Annotated in this window: 26 protein-coding genes; 15 read left to right on the top strand and 11 right to left on the bottom strand. The window is 58.2% G+C overall.

Annotated features, from left to right (window positions below; genetic code table 11):
* Positions 1-14: 14 nt before the first annotated feature.
* Complete coding sequence (carB, locus tag AC2TAD_RS11700; protein ID WP_480867832.1) at positions 15-3,359, bottom strand: carbamoyl-phosphate synthase large subunit; 3,345 nt, start codon at positions 3,357-3,359, stop codon at positions 15-17.
* Between the two features lie 176 nt (positions 3,360-3,535).
* Here carB and AC2TAD_RS11695 point away from each other — a divergent pair, with 176 nt between their 5' ends.
* The 4 genes from AC2TAD_RS11695 to aspS all read left to right on the top strand — a co-directional run bounded on the left by AC2TAD_RS11695 (position 3,536) and on the right by aspS (position 7,788).
* Positions 3,536-4,663 carry an aminodeoxychorismate synthase component I gene (locus AC2TAD_RS11695; RefSeq protein ID WP_480867978.1) on the top strand — a complete coding sequence of 376 codons (1,128 nt, stop codon included), beginning with the start codon at positions 3,536-3,538 and terminating at the stop codon, positions 4,661-4,663.
* Positions 4,618-5,265 carry an aminotransferase class IV family protein gene (locus tag AC2TAD_RS11690; RefSeq protein WP_480867830.1) on the top strand — a complete coding sequence of 216 codons (648 nt, stop codon included), beginning with the start codon at positions 4,618-4,620 and terminating at the stop codon, positions 5,263-5,265. Before AC2TAD_RS11695 ends, AC2TAD_RS11690 begins: the two co-directional genes overlap by 46 nt.
* Positions 5,262-5,933 carry a CPBP family intramembrane glutamic endopeptidase gene (locus tag AC2TAD_RS11685; RefSeq protein ID WP_480867828.1) on the top strand — a complete coding sequence of 224 codons (672 nt, stop codon included), beginning with the start codon at positions 5,262-5,264 and terminating at the stop codon, positions 5,931-5,933. The genes AC2TAD_RS11690 and AC2TAD_RS11685 overlap by 4 nt, the downstream gene beginning before the upstream one ends.
* 79 nt (positions 5,934-6,012) lie before the next feature.
* On the top strand, positions 6,013-7,788 hold the full coding sequence (aspS, locus tag AC2TAD_RS11680; RefSeq protein ID WP_480867827.1) for an aspartate--tRNA ligase: 1,776 nt from the start codon (positions 6,013-6,015) through the stop codon (positions 7,786-7,788).
* 47 nt (positions 7,789-7,835) lie between these two features.
* On the opposite strand, the gene AC2TAD_RS11675 is transcribed toward aspS, so the two are convergent.
* Positions 7,836-7,970 (bottom strand): hypothetical protein, encoded by a 135-nt coding sequence (locus AC2TAD_RS11675; RefSeq protein ID WP_480845665.1) that lies wholly within the window; start codon positions 7,968-7,970, stop codon positions 7,836-7,838.
* Between the two features lies 1 nt (position 7,971).
* Positions 7,972-8,688, bottom strand: coding sequence for a response regulator (locus tag AC2TAD_RS11670; protein ID WP_480867825.1), 717 nt, complete (start codon positions 8,686-8,688; stop codon positions 7,972-7,974).
* A 137-nt stretch (positions 8,689-8,825) separates the two neighbouring features.
* Between AC2TAD_RS11670 and mce the strand changes: the two genes are divergently transcribed.
* Together mce and AC2TAD_RS11660 are read left to right on the top strand one after the other, a co-directional pair.
* Positions 8,826-9,230 (top strand): methylmalonyl-CoA epimerase, encoded by a 405-nt coding sequence (mce, locus tag AC2TAD_RS11665; protein WP_170352375.1) that lies wholly within the window; start codon positions 8,826-8,828, stop codon positions 9,228-9,230.
* Between the two features lie 16 nt (positions 9,231-9,246).
* Positions 9,247-9,522: a DUF1467 family protein gene (locus AC2TAD_RS11660; protein WP_170352376.1), complete on the top strand. Its 276-nt coding sequence runs from the start codon at positions 9,247-9,249 to the stop codon at positions 9,520-9,522.
* A gap of 3 nt (positions 9,523-9,525) precedes the next feature.
* Here AC2TAD_RS11660 and AC2TAD_RS11655 read toward each other — a convergent pair whose 3' ends face one another.
* Positions 9,526-10,221, bottom strand: coding sequence for an EI24 domain-containing protein (locus AC2TAD_RS11655; RefSeq protein ID WP_170753330.1), 696 nt, complete (start codon positions 10,219-10,221; stop codon positions 9,526-9,528).
* Positions 10,221-10,799: a nitroreductase family protein gene (locus AC2TAD_RS11650; protein ID WP_480867823.1), complete on the bottom strand. Its 579-nt coding sequence runs from the start codon at positions 10,797-10,799 to the stop codon at positions 10,221-10,223. The genes AC2TAD_RS11655 and AC2TAD_RS11650 overlap by 1 nt, the downstream gene beginning before the upstream one ends.
* A 136-nt stretch (positions 10,800-10,935) precedes the next feature.
* Here AC2TAD_RS11650 and AC2TAD_RS11645 point away from each other — a divergent pair, with 136 nt between their 5' ends.
* Positions 10,936-11,211, top strand: coding sequence for a DUF167 domain-containing protein (locus AC2TAD_RS11645; RefSeq protein ID WP_480867822.1), 276 nt, complete (start codon positions 10,936-10,938; stop codon positions 11,209-11,211).
* On the opposite strand, the gene AC2TAD_RS11640 is transcribed toward AC2TAD_RS11645, so the two are convergent.
* The gene (locus tag AC2TAD_RS11640) at positions 11,199-11,447 is read right to left on the bottom strand and encodes a hypothetical protein (protein ID WP_480867977.1); all 249 of its coding nucleotides are present in this window, start codon (positions 11,445-11,447) and stop codon (positions 11,199-11,201) included. The genes AC2TAD_RS11645 and AC2TAD_RS11640 overlap by 13 nt on opposite strands.
* A 123-nt stretch (positions 11,448-11,570) precedes the next feature.
* Between AC2TAD_RS11640 and AC2TAD_RS11635 the strand changes: the two genes are divergently transcribed.
* The 5 genes from AC2TAD_RS11635 to AC2TAD_RS11615 all read left to right on the top strand — a co-directional run bounded on the left by AC2TAD_RS11635 (position 11,571) and on the right by AC2TAD_RS11615 (position 13,504).
* Positions 11,571-12,278, top strand: a complete 708-nt coding sequence (locus AC2TAD_RS11635) for a M48 family metallopeptidase (protein WP_480867820.1) — start codon at positions 11,571-11,573, stop codon at positions 12,276-12,278.
* Positions 12,275-12,643: a YigZ family protein gene (locus AC2TAD_RS11630; protein WP_480867819.1), complete on the top strand. Its 369-nt coding sequence runs from the start codon at positions 12,275-12,277 to the stop codon at positions 12,641-12,643. Before AC2TAD_RS11635 ends, AC2TAD_RS11630 begins: the two co-directional genes overlap by 4 nt.
* Before the next feature lie 68 nt (positions 12,644-12,711).
* Complete coding sequence (locus AC2TAD_RS11625) at positions 12,712-12,987, top strand: DUF6455 family protein (RefSeq protein WP_480867817.1); 276 nt, start codon at positions 12,712-12,714, stop codon at positions 12,985-12,987.
* On the top strand, positions 12,975-13,247 hold the full coding sequence (locus tag AC2TAD_RS11620; RefSeq protein WP_414478914.1) for a DUF6455 family protein: 273 nt from the start codon (positions 12,975-12,977) through the stop codon (positions 13,245-13,247). Before AC2TAD_RS11625 ends, AC2TAD_RS11620 begins: the two co-directional genes overlap by 13 nt.
* Positions 13,247-13,504 carry a DUF6455 family protein gene (locus AC2TAD_RS11615; protein ID WP_170753320.1) on the top strand — a complete coding sequence of 86 codons (258 nt, stop codon included), beginning with the start codon at positions 13,247-13,249 and terminating at the stop codon, positions 13,502-13,504. Before AC2TAD_RS11620 ends, AC2TAD_RS11615 begins: the two co-directional genes overlap by 1 nt.
* Here the strand turns inward: AC2TAD_RS11615 and AC2TAD_RS11610 are convergent.
* Positions 13,501-13,743: a CDGSH iron-sulfur domain-containing protein gene (locus AC2TAD_RS11610; protein ID WP_170753318.1), complete on the bottom strand. Its 243-nt coding sequence runs from the start codon at positions 13,741-13,743 to the stop codon at positions 13,501-13,503. The genes AC2TAD_RS11615 and AC2TAD_RS11610 overlap by 4 nt on opposite strands.
* A 216-nt stretch (positions 13,744-13,959) precedes the next feature.
* Between AC2TAD_RS11610 and AC2TAD_RS11605 the strand changes: the two genes are divergently transcribed.
* Positions 13,960-14,148: a hypothetical protein gene (locus AC2TAD_RS11605; RefSeq protein ID WP_170352385.1), complete on the top strand. Its 189-nt coding sequence runs from the start codon at positions 13,960-13,962 to the stop codon at positions 14,146-14,148.
* A 125-nt stretch (positions 14,149-14,273) separates the two neighbouring features.
* A complete protein-coding gene (locus AC2TAD_RS11600) occupies positions 14,274-14,630 on the top strand; it encodes a diacylglycerol kinase (RefSeq protein ID WP_480867814.1) in 357 nt (118 codons plus the stop codon).
* A gap of 6 nt (positions 14,631-14,636) precedes the next feature.
* Here the strand turns inward: AC2TAD_RS11600 and AC2TAD_RS11595 are convergent, their stop codons facing one another.
* Positions 14,637-14,999, bottom strand: coding sequence for a hypothetical protein (locus AC2TAD_RS11595; protein ID WP_480867812.1), 363 nt, complete (start codon positions 14,997-14,999; stop codon positions 14,637-14,639).
* 104 nt (positions 15,000-15,103) lie between these two features.
* Positions 15,104-16,492, bottom strand: a complete 1,389-nt coding sequence (gene rimO / locus AC2TAD_RS11590) for a 30S ribosomal protein S12 methylthiotransferase RimO (RefSeq protein WP_480867810.1) — start codon at positions 16,490-16,492, stop codon at positions 15,104-15,106.
* A 95-nt stretch (positions 16,493-16,587) separates the two neighbouring features.
* Here rimO and AC2TAD_RS11585 point away from each other — a divergent pair, with 95 nt between their 5' ends.
* Complete coding sequence (locus AC2TAD_RS11585) at positions 16,588-18,543, top strand: AsmA family protein (RefSeq protein ID WP_480867808.1); 1,956 nt, start codon at positions 16,588-16,590, stop codon at positions 18,541-18,543.
* Between the two features lie 35 nt (positions 18,544-18,578).
* On the opposite strand, the gene AC2TAD_RS11580 is transcribed toward AC2TAD_RS11585, so the two are convergent.
* Both AC2TAD_RS11580 and kdsA read right to left on the bottom strand, forming a co-directional pair.
* Positions 18,579-20,075: a phosphomannomutase/phosphoglucomutase gene (locus AC2TAD_RS11580; protein ID WP_480867806.1), complete on the bottom strand. Its 1,497-nt coding sequence runs from the start codon at positions 20,073-20,075 to the stop codon at positions 18,579-18,581.
* A 15-nt stretch (positions 20,076-20,090) separates the two neighbouring features.
* Positions 20,091-20,924 carry a 3-deoxy-8-phosphooctulonate synthase gene (gene kdsA, locus AC2TAD_RS11575; RefSeq protein ID WP_480496799.1) on the bottom strand — a complete coding sequence of 278 codons (834 nt, stop codon included), beginning with the start codon at positions 20,922-20,924 and terminating at the stop codon, positions 20,091-20,093.
* Position 20,925 lies beyond the last annotated feature (1 nt).

Below are 20,925 nucleotides of genomic sequence, written 5' to 3'. Positions count from 1 at the left end.
TTCTGGTGCGGGAGTCAGCCCTGAAGAGATTTGACCTCGACATCGCCCTCGGCCTGCGCCTTGATCGCCAAAGCGGCTGCATGGCTGGCGGCCGCTGTGGTGAAATAGGGGATCTTGTCATAGAGCGCGATCGACCGGATGGCTTTGCTGTCTTCGACCGCCTGCGCACCTTCAGTGGTGTTCATCACCAATTGTACCTGACCGTCTTTCAACATGTCTGCCACGTCCGGACGACCTTCATAGACCTTGTTGACTACGTCGCAGGCCACACCCTGTTCCGCCAGCCATGATTGCGTGCCGCGCGTGGCAACCAGCGTAAAGCCCTGTGCCGTCAGCACCTGCGCCGCCTCAAGCATCGAGGGTGTTTTGTCGGCATCCTTGATCGAGATAAATGCGCGGCCCTCAGACGGCAGAACCATACCAGCGCCCATCTGCGCCTTGAGGAAGGCACGCGGGAAGTCGCGGTCCCAGCCCATGACCTCGCCGGTCGAGCGCATTTCCGGCCCCAGAATGGTGTCGACACCGGGGAAGCGGGCGAAGGGCAGCACCGCCTCTTTCACCGAGAACCACGGCATGTCCGGGTCGGCCAGCGTCATCTGGTCGGCAATCTTGGTGTCTTGACCTTCTTTGTAGGCAGGGCGCATCGGGAAGGTCGAGAGCTTCTCACCAGCCATGATACGCGCCGCGATGGACGCAATCGCGCTGTCGGTCGCCTTGGCGACGAACGGCACGGTCCGCGAAGCACGGGGGTTCACTTCGATCAGGTAGATCTCATCGTCCTTGATCGCGAACTGCACGTTCATCAGGCCCACGACGTTCAGCGCCTTGGCCAGTTTGAACGCCTGATCCTTGATCTGGTCGAGGATATCTTTGGACAGCGAGTAAGGCGGAAGTGAACAGGCCGAGTCGCCCGAATGCACACCGGCCTCTTCGATATGCTGCATAATGCCGGCCACATGCACATCAGCGCCGTCGCACAGCGCATCGACATCCAGTTCGACCGCGCCGGCCAGATAGCTGTCCAGCAGAACGGGGCTATCGCCCGAGACCACTACGGCCTCGTTAATATAACGTTTTAATTGCTCCATATCGCGCACGATCTCCATTGCGCGTCCGCCCAGCACGTAAGAAGGGCGGATCACCAGCGGGAAACCGATCTCGTCCGCGATCTCAAGCGCCTGTTCATCGGTCGAGGCAATGCCGTTCTTGGGCTGTTTCAAGCCCAATTCGTTGACCAGCGCTTGGAAGCGTTCGCGGTCTTCGGCAAGGTCGATGGCGTCGGGCGTGGTGCCAAGGATAGGAATGCCTTCGGCCTCAAGCGCGTTGGCCAGTTTCAGCGGGGTCTGACCGCCGAACTGAACGATCACACCGTGCAGCGTGCCGTTTTCCTGTTCCTTGGACAGGATTTCCATGACGTGTTCAAAGGTCAGCGGCTCAAAGTACAGGCGGTCCGAGGTGTCATAGTCGGTGCTGACGGTCTCGGGGTTGCAGTTGACCATGATGGTCTCATAGCCCTGTTCGGTCAGCGCGAAACATGCGTGACAGCAGCAATAGTCGAACTCGATTCCCTGACCGATCCGGTTGGGACCACCGCCGAGGATGACAACCTTTTTACGGTCGCTTGGGCGGGCTTCGCATTCGACCTCGCCCATCATCGGGGCCTCATAGGTCGAGTACATATAGGGTGTCTGCGCCTCGAACTCGGCGGCGCAGGTGTCGATGCGCTTGAATACAGCGTGCACACCAAGGTTGCGGCGGGCGCGGCGGATATTGGCCTCGTCCCGGCCAGTCAGGTTGCCCAGACGCGCGTCGGTGAAGCCCAGCATTTTCAGTTTGCGGATACCGTCTTCGGTGACGGGCAGTCCCTCTTTGCGGACCTGACGCTCGGCGTCGATTATCTCGCGGATGCGGGCAAGGAACCACGGGTCGAACTTGGTTACGCCGAAAATCTCATCGTCGGTCAGACCATGGCGCATGGCCTGCGCGATGGTGCGTAGGCGATCCGGTGTCTGTTGGCTGATGGCCTTGATCACGGCGGCCTTGTCGTCGGCTTCATCCCATAGGCCAACGTTCAGGCCGGGGATTTCAATTTCATCAAAGCCGGTCAGGCCAGATTCCATCGAGGCCAGCGCCTTTTGCATCGATTCGTGGATGGTGCGGCCGATGGACATGGCCTCACCCACCGATTTCATTGCGGTGGTCAGGTAGGGTTCCGAGCCGGGGAACTTCTCGAAGGCGAATTTCGGGATTTTGGTGACGACATAGTCGATGGTCGGCTCGAACGAGGCGGGCGTGACCTTGGTGATGTCATTGTCCAGCTCGTCCAGCGTGTAGCCCACGGCCAGTTTCGCGGCGATTTTCGCAATCGGGAAGCCGGTCGCCTTGGACGCCAGCGCAGACGAGCGAGACACGCGCGGGTTCATCTCGATCACGACCATCCGGCCATCGACCGGGTTGATCGCCCATTGCACGTTCGATCCGCCGGTCTCGACCCCGATCTCGCGCAGCACGGCAATCGAGTGGTTACGCATGATCTGGTATTCTTTGTCGGTCAGCGTCAGGGCCGGGGCAACCGTGATCGAGTCGCCCGTGTGCACACCCATCGGATCGACGTTTTCGATGGAGCAGACGATGATGGCGTTGTCGGCGGTGTCGCGCACCACCTCCATCTCATATTCTTTCCAGCCCAGCAGGCTTTCGTCGATCAGGATCTGACCCACGGGGGACGCATCCATGCCTGTGCGGCAAATATGGATATAGTCTTCTCGGTTATAGGCTACGCCGCCGCCGGTGCCGCCTAATGTAAAGGCGGGGCGGATGATGGCGGGCAGACCGACGGTCTCCAGCGTCTCAAGCGCCAGCGCTACGCCCGCGTCCAGATCTTTCTTGCCGTCCGCGTCCTTGGGGGCGGTCACAATCTCGGCCTTGGGGTTTTCGATGCCCAGCCGGTCCATCGCCTCGCGGAACAGTGCGCGGTCTTCGGCCATCTCGATGGCGTCACGCTTGGCACCGATCATCTCGACGCCGAACTTATCCAGCACGCCCATCTCTTCCAGCGCTAGCGAAGTGTTCAGCCCGGTCTGCCCGCCCATGGTGGGCAGCAGCGCGTCGGGGCGCTCTTTCTCGATGATCTTGGCAACAACTTCGGGGGTGATCGGCTCGATATAGGTGGCGTCGGCCAGACCGGGGTCGGTCATGATCGTGGCAGGGTTCGAGTTCACCAGAATGACCCGGTAGCCTTCTTCGCGCAGCGCTTTACATGCCTGAGCGCCGGAATAGTCGAACTCGCATGCCTGACCGATGACAATGGGGCCCGCCCCGATGATCATGATCGACTTGATGTCGGTTCTTCTCGGCATGGCCACGTTCCTTCAATTGTTCGCGAGTCAGGGCACCCCCAAGCGCCCAAATTGTCCTGCGTTATAGGGACAGCGCGAAAAGGTTCAAGGGGTATCGGAAACAGGGGGGAAATTGCCGCTTTCCCCTCTTTCCCTCGGCACCGTATTCTCTATACCGCGCAGCACGGCAAATGAGGATGCAGGTGCGTATTCGTTTCGATCAGGGCCCGGCCGGGCAAGGGACCACTTTTGACCGGCCCACGCAGGTTATCCGCGCCGACCGCGCGGAGGACGTGCCCCACGCGTTGGAGGCGCTGGATTCCGCGCGCGCGGATGGTGCGTGGTTGGCCGGTTATGCCAGCTATGAGCTTGGTTATGCGCTGGAGCCGAGGTTGTCCGCGCGGATGCCCGAGGGCCGCCGCCTGCCATTGCTGTGCTTTGGCGTCTTTGACGCGCCAGCCCAAAGCGACCTGCCTGCGCCTGCGGGTGGAGTGACCGGTTTCGCGCCTCGCTGGGACGAAGCGCGTTATACGCGCGCCTTCAACCGAGTGCACGAGGCCATCGGCGCGGGCGATATCTATCAGGCAAACCTGACCTTTCCGATTGACCTGATGCTCGAAGGCGCCAGCGCTGCGCTTTATGCCGCGCTGGCGGCGGGTCAGCCCGTGGGCCACGGCGCGCTCGTACAGCAGGACGGGTTGCCTGACTTGCTCAGCCGCTCGCCCGAGCTGTTTTTCCGTACCGATGCCGACCGTTTGATCGAAACGCGCCCGATGAAAGGCACCCAACCGCGCAGCGAAGACTTGGCCGAAGACGCCCGCCGCCGCGATTTCCTGTCGACCGATGCAAAGAACCGGGCGGAGAACCTGATGATCGTCGACCTGCTGCGCAACGATATCAGCCGTGTGGCGCTGCCCGGTTCGGTCAACGTGCCCGAACTGTTCAAGGTCGAAACTTATGCGACCGTGCATCAGATGATCTCGCTGGTGCAGGCGCAGCTGCATCTGGGGGCCGAGCTTTCGGACATTCTGATGGCGCTTTTCCCCTGCGGCTCGATCACCGGCGCGCCCAAAATCCGCGCGATGGAGATTCTGTCCGACCTCGAACCCTGGCCGCGCGACATCTATTGCGGTGCCATCGGCTGGGCCGCGCCGGATGTGCGGTCGGAATTTAACGTTGCCATCCGCACGCTGATGGTCGAGGGCGGCAAGGCCACACTGAATGTGGGCGGCGGCGTGGTCTGGGACAGCACCGCCCCATCCGAATATGAGGAGGCGCTATGGAAAGCCCGCTTCGCCCGCCAGATGATCCTGACTTCCGCCTGATCGAAACGCTGGCCTTCCGGCCGGGGCAGGGGTTTGTGCGCCGTGATCGCCATTTGGCCCGCATGGGTCGCTCCGCTGCGGCGCTAGGAGTGCCGTTTGATCGGGACCGAGCTATTGCCGCTTTGGAAGGTGTCGCGGGTCCATCCCCTCTGCGTTGTCGCCTGACGCTGGACGCAGCGGGCGCTGTAGAGGTGACGACCGGCGCACTGGCCGAGAACCCGCCGCTCTGGCGGGTGGCAATAGCGGACCAGCGTCTGCAGGCCTCGGATGTATGGTTGCAGCACAAGACAACGCAGCGCGCTTTGTACGATGACGCTCGCGCATCGCTGCCACCGGGGATAGATGAGTTGCTGTTCCTGAACGAGCGCGATGAACTGTGTGAGGGCACGATCACCAACCTGTTTGTACACATGGCGGATGGCCGGCGATTGACACCTGCGTTGTTCAGCGGCGTCCTGCCTGGCATTCTGCGCGAAGAATTGCTGGATAATAAACAGGTTACCGCGGCCCCGGTGACCTTGACCGATCTGCAAAACGCGGAAAAACTCTATGTCGGAAATTCTCTACGTGGTCTGATCCGGGCGGAGTTGGCAATACAGTGAGCAAACAAACCGATTGGGCCGAAAGTGCGGCACCGCTATTGCGGTTGCGGCTCGAGTTCTGTCTGTTTTTTGTTGCAGTACCGGTGTTGATCGCGGTGTTTCTCCCGCCGAACTGGATGTTTCCGTCGCTATTTACCTTTACGGCCATCGGCATCGTCCTGCTGCATTACACGCCGGGATTTGCGTGGGCAGAGCTTCGATACAACCCGTACAACTGGTCCTGGACCGAAGTCGCCATTTTCGCAATCTTGATGACCGGGTTCTGTGTGGCCGTGGTCATGATCGCCCGGCCCGAGGCGGCCTTTTTCCTGCTGCGCGAACGGCCGCAGATGCTGTTGGTGATCTGCATGTTCTATCCGATTGTCTCGGCCCTACCGCAAGAGCTACTCTTCCGGTCGCTGTTCTTCCGCCGCTATCATGCAATTCTGCCGGGCGAGCGCGCGGCCTATCTACTGAACGCCGCGCTGTTTTCGCTGGCTCACCTGATGTACTGGAGCTGGATCGTCGCCATCATGACCTTTGCGGGCGGGCTGCTGTTCACCTGGGCCTATCGCAGGCGCGGTTCGTTTTTCTACGCAGTGCTGCTGCACGCAATTGCCGGGAACATCATCTTTGCGGTCGGTCTGGGCATCTATTTCTACTCGGGCAACGTGCAAAGGCCGTTTTGAGCGGGATACCTGCCTTGACTTTCGCGGCCCGACGGGGTGTATCGGCGCGACGAATTCTGCGCCCGAAGGGATATGATCCATGCACGCCTATCGCAGCCACACCTGCGCCGCTCTGACCGCCGCTAATGTCGGTGAAACCGTCCGCCTGTCCGGCTGGGTGCATCGGGTTCGCGACCACGGTGGCGTGCTGTTCATCGACCTGCGGGATCACTTTGGCGTGACCCAAGTTCTGTGCGACGGCGACAGCGCCGCCTTTGCCGAGCTGGAAAAAGTACGCTCCGAATGGTGTATCCGCATCGACGGTACCGTCAAAGCGCGCGACCCGGAACTGGTGAATCCGAAACTGCCCACCGGTGAGGTTGAAGTCTACGTGCGCGAGCTAGAGGTGCTGGGCGCAGCCGACGAACTGCCGTTGATGGTGTTCGGTGATCAGGAATACCCTGAGGAAACCCGCCTGCGCTATCGCTATCTGGACCTGCGCCGCGAGGCGATGCAGCAGAACATGACCCTACGCTCGGACGTTGTTGCCTCGATGCGCCGCCGCATGTGGGATCAGGGCTTCCGCGAATATCAGACGCCGATCATCACGGCGTCCTCGCCCGAAGGCGCGCGTGACTTTCTGGTGCCCTCGCGCCTGCATCCGGGCAAGTTCTATGCGCTGCCGCAGGCCCCGCAGCAGTTCAAACAGCTGATCATGGTGTCGGGCTTCGACAAGTATTTCCAGATCGCGCCGTGCTTCCGCGATGAAGACCCGCGCGCTGACCGTTCGCCCACCGATTTCTACCAGCTGGACCTTGAGATGTCGTTTGTCGAACAGCAGGACGTGTTCGACACGATCCAGCCCGTTCTGACCGGTGTGTTCGAGGAATTCGGCGGTGGCCGCAAGGTCGATCAGGACTGGCCGCAGATTTCCTACAAGGACGCGGCGCTGTGGTACGGCTCCGACAAGCCCGACCTGCGGAACCCTATTAAAATGCAAGTGGTCTCCGACCACTTCCGCGGGTCTGGCTTCGCGATTTTCGCGAAGCTGTTGGAGCAGGACGGCACCGAAATCCGCGCCATCCCGGCGCCGACTGGTGGCAGCCGGAAATTCTGTGACCGCATGAACGCGTTTGCCCAGAAAGAGGGCCTGCCGGGGATGGGTTACATCTTCTGGCGCGATCAGGGCGAAGGGATGGAGGCTGCAGGTCCGCTGGCCAAGAACATCGGCCCCGAACGCACAGAAGCGATCCGTCAGCAGCTGGGTCTGGGTGTCGGCGATGCGGCGTTCTTCCTGGGCGGCAAGCCGAAAGCCTTTGAAAAGGTTGCGGGCAAGGCGCGTGATGTGATTGGTGAGGAACTTGGCCTGACCGAAAAAGACCGCTTTGCCTTTGCCTGGATCGTCGATTTCCCGATCTATGAGCAGGACGAAGAAACCGGCGCGATCGACTTTGAACATAACCCGTTCTCGATGCCGCAGGGCGGGATGGAGGCGCTGAACGGCAACCCTCTGGACGTGCGCGGCTATCAGTACGATCTGGCCTGCAACGGGTATGAGCTGGTCTCAGGTGCGATCAGGAACCACAAGCCCGAGATCATGTTGAAAGCTTTTGAGCTGGCAGGCTATGGTGCGGATGAGGTGAAATCTCGATTTGGTGCGTTGTTCAACGCCTTCCACTATGGCGCGCCGCCCCACGGTGGTTGTGCTGCAGGTATCGACCGGATCGTGATGTTGCTGGCGGATGAAGCCAACATCCGCGAAGTCATGATGTTCCCGATGAACCAGCGCGCCGAAGATTTGATGATGGACGCTCCGTCCGATCCAAGCTCGGATCAGTTGATGGAACTGGGACTGAGGATCATCCCGCAGGAATAACAAAAACCCGTCGCATCCTTTGCGGCGGGTTTTTTCTGTACGCCAAGCTATATCCGTCCGGTCTTTTCCAGCGGATCGCTGACCTCGTCGCGGGCTGCCCTAATATCGCGTGCTGCAAGTCTTGCCTGGCAATAAGCCCACAGGCAGACCAAACCTGCGGTTACAAAATAGGCGGTTGCCATCTCAGATGGCCTCGCGCTGTTCAAGTCGCGCCTGAACAATGCCGGCCACCTGAGCCGCAAGTGCCGTTACCGGAGTGCCACTCGCGCGTGACTCAGCAAGTTTGCTGGCAGCTTCAGCCAGAATCGTGTCTTCGGCATCGCGTGCAACGCCACGCAAGAACTGCGCCGCATAGTCCAAACTTCGGTGATCGTTCGGCCCGGCAAGAACATCAGCGATATGGGCCATATCGTCCTGATAGGCCATTGGGTCCGGGTGTATAACTTCGTCCCGGACAGCGTGCAGACTGTGAGGGCGGCGGTCCGCGGGCAGACGCTCTAAAATCGACTTCTGAAAATAGGAAAGTGATTTTAGGGGTTTGGCCAGAAATCCATCGGCCCCTGCGGTTTGCGCATCCTTCTGTGCGTAGTCATCCCCGGACATACCCAGAATGGCACCGATCCGTGGCACAGCCTCGGTCAGTTCGGCGATCAAATCAGCGCCTGACCCGTCAGGCAGGCCCATATCGACCAGAATTACCGAGGGGCGATAAATCTGCAGGTGTCTGCGGGCCGATTTCAAGCAATCTGCGCGTCGAATACGTGCGCCAGAGTGCAAACACATCAGGCGTATCGCATCGCAGGCATAGCGGCTGTCTTCGACAACCAAAATCGTTTGACCCAGCAGCGGCCGCGTCGCCGTTGGCTGCGCGGGCGAGGTGAAGGGGTTCGAATCGTCCATGGCAGAACTCCTATTCAGCAGATGCCTTCAGGCTAGGAACTTCTGGCTAACACGACGTTAACGGCAATTTGGCGCACTTGTTCTTTGCCCGGACACGCCCCATAACCGCTGCAACGCAGAGAACAGAGGAGAGTTCCATGATTGGTCGTCTGAACCACGTCGCCATCGCCGTGCCTGACCTAGAGGCCGCATCGGCGCAGTACCGCAACGCGCTGGGCGCCAAAGTCGGTGCACCGCAGGACGAGCCCGATCACGGGGTGACCGTTGTGTTCATCGAACTGCCAAACACCAAGATCGAACTGCTGTATCCGCTGGGCGATGACAGCCCGATCAACGGATTTCTGGAAAAGAACCCCGCTGGCGGCATCCACCATGTCTGCTATGAGGTCGAGGATATCATCGCGGCCCGTGATCATCTGAAGGAAACTGGCGCCCGCGTGCTGGGATCTGGTGAGCCCAAGATCGGGGCGCATGGCAAGCCGGTGCTGTTTCTGCACCCCAAGGACTTTAACGGCTGTCTGGTCGAGCTAGAACAGGTTTAACCGAAGCGAGGATGTCATGACCATTACTGCTGCACTCGTCCTGTTTGCCGTCATCTGGTTCATGACGTTGCTGATCGTGCTGCCGATCCGTATCAAGACGCAGGGGGATCTGAACGAGATCGTGCCGGGTACCCATGCGGGTGCGCCGGAAGTCCACCACATGAAAAAGAAGATGTGGATCACCACCGGGATTTCCGTGGTGCTGTGGGCGATTATCGCCGGGATCATCGTTTCCGGCGTGATCTCGGTCCGCGATTTCGACTGGCTGAACCAGTTGGAACCCAGGGGATAACTGTCAGGGCGTCGGCCCTGACAGCTTGTGATAGATGTGGGTGAATGTAGCCGCACCGATGATCGGAATCACAAGGTTCACTAGCGGTACTGACAGCGGGATGGCCATCAGTGTGCCGGCAAGCCAAATGGTTGACGTGTGTTTTGCGCGCAGCTTCCGCGCTTCTTCGCGCCCGATCCGGCGCATCGCGGCCAGAGTGAAATATTCCCGTCCCAGCAAGAAGCCATTCATGGCCCAAAAGATAAACGGAGCCAAAGGCGAGAAGATCACATAAAGGATCAACGCCAGAAGGTTGGCCACAATCAGCACGCCCATAAAGCTGAGCGCATCTCGGACACCGTCGCTAAACGGGATGCCGGGTACGGCGGGCAGCGTGGGATAATGCTTGTCTTCGACCGCCTGCGCGACCTCTTCGAGAAACATCGAAATTATGGCCGAGGCGACGGGCATCATCAAGAATACCGGCAGCACCAGAACGACAAAGATGCCCGAATAGTTCAGCACGTCGTTCAGCCATGAGACTGTACCGATCCAAGGCAACGAGATTTCACTGCTTGCCAACCAGTTAATCAACCAAATCGCCGCTGCGCAGCCCGCGATCAGAAGAATGATCGTTAACCCGACACCGCGCAAAAGGACCGAGCGGAACTTCGGGTCGCCGATCTGACCAAGCGCCGCGAAGAACGCGTTGAGGATCATCATTCGAACACCCATTCGATCAGCGCGGCCACGTCGGGTCGAGGGCGTTCAGGCGGTGTGACAGATTCTGTGGCGATGTGGATAAAGCCTGCGATCCGTTCATTGTCCTTTAGACCCAAAGCTTCGCGGCAGAACTCGGGGTCGTGCGATTGCCAGCCAGACAGCCAGTTTGCCCCCCAACCGGCCGCCAAAGCCGCGTTTAGCAAGCCAAGGCAAACCGTGCCTGCCGAATACGTTTGCTCGATTGAAGGCACCTTGTCAGACGGTTTTTGGACCTCAACCACAGCGACAGCCAACTGACCCATGTCGAATTGGCTGCGGGTCTTATTGATATCTTCCGGAGTTTTGCCCAAACGCTCGCCGCAGGTCTGTGTCAGGGCAGAAAGCCTGGGCATCGCGCCTTTCTCGATCACAATAAACCGCCACGGTTCCAGCTTGCCGTGATCGGGGCTGCGAGCGGCGGCTGTCAGCAAAGGCAACAGCTCTTCTCGGGTCGGGGCAGGGGCGACCAGCGTCTTTGCGGGCCGGGACCGGCGCGTTTGCAGAAACTCAAGGGCGGCCGGGTTCTTCAAGGACATATGTTAACTTCCTTCACATAGACAGATTGTATCTGGTTGACCATCTGGCAGGTTTCAAGAGCATACGGCTGGACTGCGAGGATCATTTCCATCCCACGCCATAGGGTACAAGGGTGTTTGGGGACAGGAGGTCCGCATGGCAAAGCCAAAACTGCAAAACGTGCCGGATTTAACCGGCATTGCTCTTCCGGGGGCCGAGATCAACGTGAAGGTAACACCCAAAGCTGCCTTGGACCGGATCACGCTTGATGGCGGTTTAATTGGCGTCTACGTCACCGCCCCGCCCGCCGAAGGTAAGGCCAACGACGCAGTGCGCCGGGTTCTTGCGATTGCGTTAGGCGTTCCGGCGACTTCGCTGAAACTAAGGCGAGGGCAGACATCACGGGACAAGCTGTTTGTCTATGACCCTTGATCCGGTGTCTCGTGGATTTGGTAAACCCCCTCGGGCAGGTCAAGGGCAGCAGCCAGATCGCGAACCTGTTCGGGCGATAGTGTGATTTTCTGCACTGTGTCGGTCCGTGGATCCAGTTGTTCCAGCGTGACGCATTCGGCAAAATTGTTGATGATTACGTCCTCCTGCAAAGGCTTTCGGCCCTCGTCCACCAGAGTAATCACTGTCGAGTCGAATTCATGCTCAATCGAAAACATGTGATCAGATTGCCGGGCGTTTAACGCCATTGCAACCCGTTCAAACGCATTCAACCAGTGGCGGTCTTATTCTGGGCGCGCTATGGTCGAAAAAAGCGGCAGGACTGTTTAAAGGGATGATGAATGCGCCGTCTGATTGCTTTGATTTTACCTGTGGTGTTGGCAGCTTGCACAGCCGATACGCTGCGTGTTCAACCCGCTGAAGACTGGCAACAGGATTCTGCCGGTTTTGCGGTTCAGGCAACCGCTTTTCAGGAGATCAGCCGGAGGGTGGGCCGACAGGCTCGCAGTGAATGCCTGAAACGGGAAGGTGTCAGGAATTGCGACTTTACCATTGTTGTTGACCTGAACCCAAAAGCCCCCGCAAATGCCTTTCAAACGCTGGACGATAAGGATCAGCCGGTAATCATCTTTACAAGGGCCATGATTCAGTCGGCTGAGAATGCGGATGAATTGGCCTTTGTTATGGGGCATGAGGCCGCCCATCACATCCTGCGGCACATTCCCCGGCAATCGGTGAATGCCCGCGAAAGTGCTGCCATTTTTGGTGAACTGGCCCGGCTTGGCGGGGCGCAAGGTGCAGATGTGGAAGAGGCGCAGAAGCTAGGTGCTCAGGTCGGGGCGCAAGTCTATATCAAGGACTTCGAGCTCGAGGCCGACGCGCTTGGTACCGTTATCACTTACAAGGCAGGTTATAACCCACTTGTTGGGGCCAAGTACTTCGATCGCATTCTAGACCCCGAAGACAGTTTTCTAAGCACTCATCCGCCCAATGCAAAACGGGTTCAGGTTGTGGTGGATACAGCGCGCCAGCTTGGGTTGACGCAATGACCGGGTTGAAATGCTTGGGGGTGGTTCTGACTGACCGGGGATCAAAATACGCCGTGTCGGGTGCTCCGGTCGCATCGCGGGCCGATGTGGAAGTCGTTCTGAAGACGCTGAAATCGGATAAGAGTTATGCCAAGGCAACGCACAACACTTGGGCTGCGACACTGCCGACGGGTGCGTTAAAGGCGGACGACGGTGAAGCCGGGGCTGCCATGGTTATTCTGCGGATGATGGAACGTGCGGCTTTGGACGGGCACGTTATCATCGTAACGCGTTGGTATGGTGGTAAAAAACTGGGCGGAGACCGGTTCCGCCGCGTTCAGGATGCAACACGAGCATATCTGGACCAGATCGTTGCAGAGTGTTGACCTGAGTCAAGGGCGTGGCAGCAGCTTTCGGATACTCTGATCAAAACGTGTCAGGGAAAGGATGCCGAATGCCCAGCCGAGAAACGTTGAAGCAGCACGCAAGTCTCGTTGATCGAATGGCAACGCGGGTCGGTATCGACCTTGAAGATGCGGCGATCCGGGGGGATGTCTCGATCGATCAGATATCAGAGGCGGTGCTGCGTTGCGCGGAATGCGGAAATCCCGGACATTGCAAAACCCTAATGGAGCAAGACGCGACATCGCCGTCGGCACCAGAATATTGCCGCAATAAGGATCTGTTTTCTCAACTGGTCTCGTCGGCGGCTATGTCATGCAAAAATTAGGGAACGTTATGACTCATCTGCGGCTGGTGCTGCGTATGGGAAAGGCGACAGGCACAGATGTGACTTCGGCTCACCGACAAGGGCGTCTTAGTCAGCAGGATTGGGCAAGAATGGTGAGATCCTGTCAGGGATGCAATTGGGCCGAACGATGCCCAGACTGGCTGTCTGATGCTCAGAATGCGGTATGCGCGCCACAGACCTGCCCAAACCGAGAGCGGTTTGCAGAACTAAAGGTGCAACAAATGCAGGAGACCCAATAATGCGGGACGTTCTAGGCGAAGTGGAGATGCATTTCTGGCTTACGCGGTCTATGGCCAGATGTATCGACCTATCGCTGTCGGAGGCAATGGCAGAGGGCAGGCTCAGTACAGATGACTACGCGACTATGGTGACGCGATGCAGGGCCTCGAAATGCAGCGGTCAATGCGCCAGATGGCTTGCGGACCAGCAAGCAGGGGCCGACAAGGCCCCCGGCTTTTGCGCCAATGCCGAGACTTTGAACGCCTTGAAGGCTTAGAGCTTTGAATGGGATCCGTCGCAAAGCGGCGGATTAGCGCTGTGTTTGCACCCGCAAAAAAACACCTTCTTGGTGCTTTCCGCGGTGTATTTTACCGGCTCAATACCGCTTCCCTTGTGAGACCCATCGCAAAACGGCTGGCGCTTAGACTGTCCGCACGCACACCAGAAGTAGTTTTTGCCCTCGGTCACCTCGACCGGGTATGGGGCTTTCTGAGCGATAATTGGCGCATCTGACATTTGGCTGCTCCTTTTCTTGGCGTGTGTTGTCCGATGGTTCTAGTTCAAATCCTCTGAAACTCCAGCAACGGTCGGATATTCCGCCACAACGGCGTAGAATTGCTGGCCTCACATTTTTGTGATCGGATTTGTTGCAAATTCGCCAGCGAAGTCGTATTTTGAGACTGGCCCCGAATTTCTGGGGAATATCAGGAAATTAATAAAGGAATGACGGACATGAAATTGAAATTCGCTACAGTTGGCGCGTTTGCATTGATCTTGGGCGCGTGTTCGCAACAGGAAGAACCGGCACCGGTTTATATCACTCCTGAATACGACAAGGTTGGAAACCCAAGCTGCCCTGCGGGTACTCAGCTGGCAACGACCGAAGCAGGTCAGACAGTTTGTGACCCGGTCGCACAATAACCATATCGCGGGCGACCTTCGCAGGGTCGCCCGTTTCCAGAAACGTGCCGCCCTTTGGGCGGTTTTTTCTTGCCTGCAGCCCCCGGATTGAGGTTTTGTCCGCTCTACTGTTATGCAGAGGGCGCATGAAAAACTTTCTGATCCGATTAAAACACCGCACAGTCTGGAGTTGGCAAGGACTGGCCGCCACGTGGCGCGACGAGTATTCGTTTCGTGTTTGGGGCTGGGCTAATCTCATTTCCGCTGGGCTTGCGGTAACTTTGCCTCTTACAGGCAGTCTGCGCGCGCTAATCATCGTGCTGGGCATATTGGTTATGGTCGCCGAACTGTTCAACACGGCGATCGAACGGGCTGTAGATCACACATCCACCGATCACAGCATATTGGCTGGTCAAGCCAAGGACGCCGCCAGCGCGGCGGTTGCGCTGACAGCCGTTGCCGCCGGGGTTGTATGGGTTATTGGCCTGATCACACTGATCTGACGTGGGCTATTTGATTCGATATCTTGCAAACCCACGATGGAATTTATGATGCCGAAACCCATGGCGTCGCGGCGTATAGTATTTATAGTATTTCTTTTTGTGCCGCTTGAACGACGATCGGTGGTGCTTTTTTACCGGTTTCGCGTGATGTAATTTTGCTTTTGCAGCAGGTTTATGCACTTTCGGCGCGATAAAACGCCGATGTACCCGCGCTTTTCCGCGATGCGAAATGCCGAAGGATTTCACCCCGGAAAGCGTAACTTTGGCCGAACTGCCATGTCGGTAGTCAGCGGCGGCAGGGGCCGCAATCAGTTGAGCGGCAAGCACTGCCACTGCTAATTTCGCCGCGAAGGGACGCAGTTTAGTCATGATAACCCTCCTTCTTGCGTGTTGAGGTCTCATGTCTATGTGGGGCGCCGAGTGGTTGATCTCCAATAAACTCGGCTCACGCTTCGACTATAATCAGTGACCGATCAGGCCAGTTTGCCCCAGAGATCGTATTCCCCCGCTTCATCCACTACGACCGAGACAATATCGCCGGGTTTGAGATCCGCGAACTCTTCGTCAATGAACAAATTGCCATCGATCTCGGGCGCGTCGGCCTTGGTGCGGCAGGTGGCGGCCTCGTCATCGACCTCATCCACGATCACGTCCAGCGTTTGTCCAACCTTTGCGGCCAGCTTTGCCTCGGATATCGCCTGCGCCTTTTCCATGAAGCGTTCCCAGCGGTCCTGTTTGACCTCGGCCGGGACATGATCAGGCAGATCGTTCGAGCGCGCCCCGTCCACGTTTTCGTACTGAAAGCAGCCAACACGATCCAGCTGCGCCTCGTCCATCCAATCCAGCAAAGTCTGGAACTCGGCCTCGGTCTCACCGGGATAGCCGACGATAAAGGTCGAGCGCAGGGTGATATCGGGGCAGGTCGCGCGCCACGCGGCGATTTCGTCTAGCGTTTTGGCCGCCGCCGCCGGGCGTGCCATACGTTTCAGAACGTCTGGATGGGCGTGTTGGAATGGAATATCCAGATAAGGCAGCACGTTGCAGCCTGCATCGGCCATCAGCGGGATCAACTCGCGCACATGCGGATAGGGATAGACGTAGTGCAAGCGTACCCAGGCATCGAATTGCCCCAGCTCGCGCGCCAGATCGGTGATGTGGCTGCGGACCTCGCGATCTTTCCACAGGTTCACGTCATATTTGCGGTCCAACCCATAGGCCGACGTGTCCTGAGAGATCACCAGCAGCTCGCGCACGCCATTGTCGACCAGTTTTTCGGCCTCGCGCAGCACCGCGTGGGCCGGGCGGCTGGCCAGCTTACCGCGCATGTCGGGGATAATGCAGAACTTGCACTTGTGGTTACAGCCCTCGGATATTTTCAGATAGCTGTAATGGCGCGGGGTCAATTGCACGCTGGCGGCGGGCAGCAGGTCTACGAACGGATCGGGATCTGGTGGAACCGCCTGATGCACGGCGTCCAGCACCTGTTCATACTGATGTGGCCCGGTGACGGCCATGATGCGCGGATGATGCTCGCGGATGTAATCCGGCTCGGCCCCCAGACAGCCCGTGACGATAACCTTGCCGTTTTCGACCAGAGCTTCTCCGATTGCGTCCAGTGATTCTGCTTTGGCGCTGTCAAGGAACCCGCAGGTGTTCACGATCACGGCATCCGCCCCTGAATAGTCCGGAGAAATACCGTACCCTTCCGCCCGCAGACGGGTCAGGATGCGTTCACTGTCCACCAAAGCCTTAGGGCAACCCAGCGACACCATACCAATGGTCGGCTGGTTCGCGCGGGGCGCTTCGGTGATCCGGGCGGCAGGCGCCAGGTCGGGGCGGAGGTTCGGCGGGTTTGTACTCATGGCGCGGCATATAGTGGGGAACGCTTCCCCTTGCAAATGCACTGAAGGCCAAGAATGATCATTTCCAAACAAGCCGAAGGGCGGAGAGCAGAAAAATGAAATGGCTGTTGCGCATTGTTTTCCTTTTTATAGCGGTGCTTGGGCTGGTAATCGGCGCTTTGCTACTGATGCCAGGTGACAAGTTGGCATCCATACTGGCTGAGCAGGTCAAAGCGGAAACCGGGCGCGATCTGAACCTGTCGGGCGATGTCCGTTTATCGTTCTGGCCTGTCTTGGGAATGGAGACCGGCCCCGTTGCCTTTGGCAACGCGCCTTGGGCAGGCTCCGATCCGATGCTGAGCGCCCAAAGCCTGGCCGTGGGCGTTGACGCGGCGGCGCTGATGGGGGGCGATTTGCGGATCAAACGGATCATTGCCGAAAACCCGACACTGCGGCTGGAATTGTCGGATGGGCGCGGGAACTGGGAGTTCACTTCGGCAACCCCGACTGAGGGCACCACCAGCGCAGCAGCGACCCCAGCGCAAGGGCAGCAAGGCGCGGTGACATTGGACCGTCTGCAGTTAACGAACGCGCGGCTTGTCTATGTCGAGAATGGTTCCACTCGGTATGATTTCGACAATGTCGATCTGGCCGCAAGTTGGCCGGACCCGAGTGCGCCTATGACCCTCGAAGCCCAAATGACGGTGCCGGGTGGCGCTGTGGACGTCGATCTGACGATTCCTGACCTTCCCGCCTATGCTTCGGGTGTTGCGACGCCTTTGACCGTGACGTTGACCGCACCCGGCGGAGACGCGCGATTTGATGGCCGCGTTAACCTCGCTGGTGAGATGGACGGCAATTTCCACGTCAGAACGCAAAACACCGAGCGGATGCTGGCAGCTTTTGGTCAAGCTGGTGTTGGCGTACCACTGGGGTTGGGGACGGCAGCAGACATATCGGGGCATATGACTCACACGCAGGATGGTCGCATTTCTGTTCGCGATATGGTTGCTCAACTGGACGAAAACCGAGTGACCGGCGAGGCGGATATTCTGATCTCGGATCTTCCACAAATCACGGCACGGCTGGACGCTGGTGACTTGGACCTGTCGAAATACAACGCGGCCCCGGCAGGTCCGTCAGGCGGAACAAGCACAGGCCCGGTTAATGACACAGGGTGGTCCACCGATCCTATCGACGCATCGGCTTTGGCACTGGCGAACGGGAAAATTCGGCTGAAGGCCAGCTCGATTGTGGTTCCGGGACTGACCCTGGGCCCCAGTGATCTGACGCTGAACCTTGATCGGTCGCGCGCAGTTCTGCAGATGAATCCGGCCAGCTTGTTTTCAGGTCAGTTGACCGGGCAGGTCGTAGCCAATAACCGAAGCGGATTGTCGGTCGGCGGTGACCTCAAGGCCGAGGGCATCGACATCGAACAGGCTTTGACTGCGCTTGCAGGTGTCGATCGCCTGTCGGGGACCGGGACAGGTTCGTTCAAGTTCCTCGGTGTCGGCCAAACCGAAGATCAGATCATGCGGTCGCTCAGCGGCGATGGGCGGCTGGATGTTGGCGCCGGGGTCATCAGCGGATTTGATCTGGACCGTCTGATGGGGCGCAGCTCGGAAACGGGTGGGACAACCGTCTTCAACAGCCTTTCAGCAAGTTTCACCTTGGATCAAGGCGTGCTTAGGAACGACGACTTGTTGATGTCACTCAAAAATTTCCGTGCGGATGGTGAGGGGCGTGTGGGCATTGGCGCGCGTGACATTGATTATCTTTTCACCCCTACAGCATTGCAGGCTAACGCAGGTCAGGGGCTTTCGGTACCCGTTCGAATTGTCGGCCCCTGGAGCAATCCATCGATCCAACCTGACCTAAGCAAAGTACTTGAAGCGGCAGCAGAGGGCAAAGTCAAAGAGTTGGAGGATGATGCCAAGCAAAAAGTTCTGGAAAAGGTTGGCGATGAGCTTGGAGTTACGGTGACCGACACGGAAAGCATCGAAGATGCGGTAAAAAACAAGCTGCAGGAAGAGGCTGCAAAAGGGTTATTGAAACTCTTGGGCGCAGATTGAGAGGGCAGGGGGCGTAAAGTGCCCCCCTTGCCGGTTCAGATGGTTTGGTCGTAGTCGCCGACGCCAGGTTCCGTTCGAATAACGGCGTCGATATCAGCGAAAATCGCACGCATCTCTTCTTCGCTTTCGCTGCTTTCGCATACGACAACCAGATTGGGCGTGTTGGACGATGCGCGAACCAATCCCCAGCTGCCATTGTCTAGAATGACACGGGCTCCGTTGACAGTGACCACCTCTTTTATGTTGCGCCCTGCGAAAGTCTCGCCATCTTCGGATTTGGCGACCAGCTTGTCGACCAGACGCTTTAGGATGTCGTATTTTTCGGTATCCGCTGCGTAGGGTGACATGGTCGGGGTCGACCAAGTCTTGGGGAGGGCCTTGCGTAGATCAGACATGCTTTTGTCGGGGTTTCGATCCATAAGCTTGCAGATCTCAACCGCCACGCGCATCCCGCAATCATAACCACGCCCGATGGGTTCAGCCAAGAAGTAGTGGCCCGACTTTTCGAAACCAGCTAGCGCATTGATTTCCTTAACCCGCCGCTTCATATGGCTGTGGCCCGTCTTCCAGTAATCCGCTTTGACGCTGTGGGCCTGCAACTCGGGGTCACTGGCAAACAGGCCGGTGGATTTCACATCGGCCACAAAGGTGGAATTTGGGTACAGCTTGGCCAGATCGCGAGCCATGATCACTCCGACCTTGTCGGCAAATATCTCCTCGCCCTCGTCATCTACAACGCCGCAACGATCGCCATCACCGTCAAACCCGAGCGCCATGTCGGCACCGCTGGATTTCACGCTGTCGGCCATGTCGTGCAACATCTCCATGGCTTCGGGGTTGGGGTTGTAGTTGGGAAAGGTATAATCTAGCCGGTTATGACTGGGTACAACCTCGACCCCCATCCGTTCAAAGACCTCGGGTGCGAAGGCCGACGCAGTTCCATTGCCCGTCGCGCAGACGACTTTAAGCGGGCGGGACATTTTGAAATCGCCGACCAGATCGTCGATATACGCCTCTTTCACCCCGTCGACAAATTCATACGAACCGCCTTCGTGCGGCTGACATTCGCCATTCAGAACGATGTCGCGCAGCTCGGACATTTCATCGGGACCATGGGTCAACGGACGCTCAAACCCCATTTTAACCCCGGTCCAGCCGTTCGGGTTGTGGCTGGCCGTGACCATCGCAACCGCAGGCACATCCAGATGGAACTGCGCGAAGTAAGCCATCGGGCTAAGTGCCGGGCCAATATCCTTGACCTGTATCCCCGCCTGCATCAGCCCCAGGATCAGCGCGTTCTTAATCGCAAGAGAGTAGTCTCGATAGTCGTTGCCAACCGCGATCACCGGCGCGATTCCGCGGCGACGCATCTGTGTACCAAGACCCAGACCCAGCGCTGTCATGCCCGGCAAGTTGATCTCTTCGGGGTATTTCCAACGCGCGTCGTATTCACGAAAACCCGTTGGCTTGATCATTGCGTCGCGCAGAAATGTCCAGGTGTTCGGGGTCACCTCGGGGAGTGGTTTGGTCATCAAGAATCTCGGTTGTTAAATCTGAATCGGATTGGCTTTGGCAAGCGTATCAAATCGCATCAATGTATCAATCAGTTGAGGCATCTGATCCAGGTAAATCATATTCGGGCCATCACATGGCGCATTGTCCGGATCCTGATGCGTTTCCATAAAGACGCCAGCAACGCCAACAGCAACGGCCGAACGCGCCATAACAGGCGCAAATTCGCGCTGGCCACCGGATGCGCCGCCCAAACCGCCGGGTTGAGCCACAGTGTGCGTGGCGTCCATGATCACCGGATACCCGGTTCGCGCCATTTCCGGTAGCGATTGCATATCGACCACCAGACGGTTGTAGCCAAAGCTGACGCCACGCTCGGTCAACATGATGTTGTGGTTGTCGGTGCTTTCGATCTTGGCAGCAACATTTTGCATGTCCCAAGGGGCCAGGAACTGTCCTTTCTTGACGTTCACCACCGCGCCTGTTGCGCCTGCCGCCTTAAGCAAGGCAGTCTGGCGACACAGAAACGCAGGGATCTGAAGGATATCGCACACCTCGGCCACTGGGGCGCATTGTTCTTTCTCATGTACATCGGTGGTAACTGGCACCCCGATGCTGTCCTTGACCGATTGCAGAACGGACAACCCCTTTTCCAACCCCAAAGCAGGGGCGGCATTTATCGAGGTGCGGTTGGCCTTGTCGAACGAGCCCTTGAACACATATTGCGCGCCCGCGGCATCGCACGCCTCTTTCATTTTACCGGCGATCATTTGGGCATGATCGGCGCTTTCAAGCTGGCAGGGGCCGGCAATGATTGTCAGAGGCAGATCATTGCCGACCGTGAGATCGGAGATTTTTACATGTTTCATG

The sequence above is a fragment of the Ruegeria sp. HKCCD7628 genome (assembly GCF_057221005.1).
This window is presented reverse-complemented; position numbering and strand designations above follow the sequence as displayed.

Bases quoted from the DNA above. Each gene is read 5' to 3' on its own strand.
- AC2TAD_RS11655 (WP_170753330.1), bottom strand. From the start codon at position 10,221: ATGATCCTCAACGCGTTCTTCGCGGCGCTTGGTCAGATCGGCGACCCG.
- AC2TAD_RS11635 (WP_480867820.1), top strand. From the start codon at position 11,571: ATGCGCCGTCTGATTGCTTTGATTTTACCTGTGGTGTTGGCAGCTTGC.
- AC2TAD_RS11660 (WP_170352376.1), top strand. From the start codon at position 9,247: ATGACCATTACTGCTGCACTCGTCCTGTTTGCCGTCATCTGGTTCATG.
- AC2TAD_RS11585 (WP_480867808.1), top strand. From the start codon at position 16,588: ATGAAATGGCTGTTGCGCATTGTTTTCCTTTTTATAGCGGTGCTTGGG.
- carB (WP_480867832.1), bottom strand. From the start codon at position 3,359: ATGCCGAGAAGAACCGACATCAAGTCGATCATGATCATCGGGGCGGGC.
- AC2TAD_RS11605 (WP_170352385.1), top strand. From the start codon at position 13,960: ATGAAATTGAAATTCGCTACAGTTGGCGCGTTTGCATTGATCTTGGGC.
- AC2TAD_RS11670 (WP_480867825.1), bottom strand. From the start codon at position 8,688: ATGGACGATTCGAACCCCTTCACCTCGCCCGCGCAGCCAACGGCGACG.
- AC2TAD_RS11695 (WP_480867978.1), top strand. From the start codon at position 3,536: ATGCAGGTGCGTATTCGTTTCGATCAGGGCCCGGCCGGGCAAGGGACC.
- rimO (WP_480867810.1), bottom strand. From the start codon at position 16,492: ATGAGTACAAACCCGCCGAACCTCCGCCCCGACCTGGCGCCTGCCGCC.
- AC2TAD_RS11615 (WP_170753320.1), top strand. From the start codon at position 13,247: ATGCGGGACGTTCTAGGCGAAGTGGAGATGCATTTCTGGCTTACGCGG.
- AC2TAD_RS11610 (WP_170753318.1), bottom strand. From the start codon at position 13,743: ATGTCAGATGCGCCAATTATCGCTCAGAAAGCCCCATACCCGGTCGAG.
- AC2TAD_RS11640 (WP_480867977.1), bottom strand. From the start codon at position 11,447: ATGTTTTCGATTGAGCATGAATTCGACTCGACAGTGATTACTCTGGTG.
- AC2TAD_RS11600 (WP_480867814.1), top strand. From the start codon at position 14,274: ATGAAAAACTTTCTGATCCGATTAAAACACCGCACAGTCTGGAGTTGG.
- AC2TAD_RS11620 (WP_414478914.1), top strand. From the start codon at position 12,975: ATGCAAAAATTAGGGAACGTTATGACTCATCTGCGGCTGGTGCTGCGT.
- AC2TAD_RS11630 (WP_480867819.1), top strand. From the start codon at position 12,275: ATGACCGGGTTGAAATGCTTGGGGGTGGTTCTGACTGACCGGGGATCA.
- AC2TAD_RS11675 (WP_480845665.1), bottom strand. From the start codon at position 7,970: ATGGCAACCGCCTATTTTGTAACCGCAGGTTTGGTCTGCCTGTGGGCT.
- mce (WP_170352375.1), top strand. From the start codon at position 8,826: ATGATTGGTCGTCTGAACCACGTCGCCATCGCCGTGCCTGACCTAGAG.
- aspS (WP_480867827.1), top strand. From the start codon at position 6,013: ATGCACGCCTATCGCAGCCACACCTGCGCCGCTCTGACCGCCGCTAAT.
- AC2TAD_RS11625 (WP_480867817.1), top strand. From the start codon at position 12,712: ATGCCCAGCCGAGAAACGTTGAAGCAGCACGCAAGTCTCGTTGATCGA.
- AC2TAD_RS11650 (WP_480867823.1), bottom strand. From the start codon at position 10,799: ATGTCCTTGAAGAACCCGGCCGCCCTTGAGTTTCTGCAAACGCGCCGG.
- AC2TAD_RS11595 (WP_480867812.1), bottom strand. From the start codon at position 14,999: ATGACTAAACTGCGTCCCTTCGCGGCGAAATTAGCAGTGGCAGTGCTT.
- AC2TAD_RS11580 (WP_480867806.1), bottom strand. From the start codon at position 20,075: ATGACCAAACCACTCCCCGAGGTGACCCCGAACACCTGGACATTTCTG.
- kdsA (WP_480496799.1), bottom strand. From the start codon at position 20,924: ATGAAACATGTAAAAATCTCCGATCTCACGGTCGGCAATGATCTGCCT.
- AC2TAD_RS11645 (WP_480867822.1), top strand. From the start codon at position 10,936: ATGGCAAAGCCAAAACTGCAAAACGTGCCGGATTTAACCGGCATTGCT.
- AC2TAD_RS11690 (WP_480867830.1), top strand. From the start codon at position 4,618: ATGGAAAGCCCGCTTCGCCCGCCAGATGATCCTGACTTCCGCCTGATC.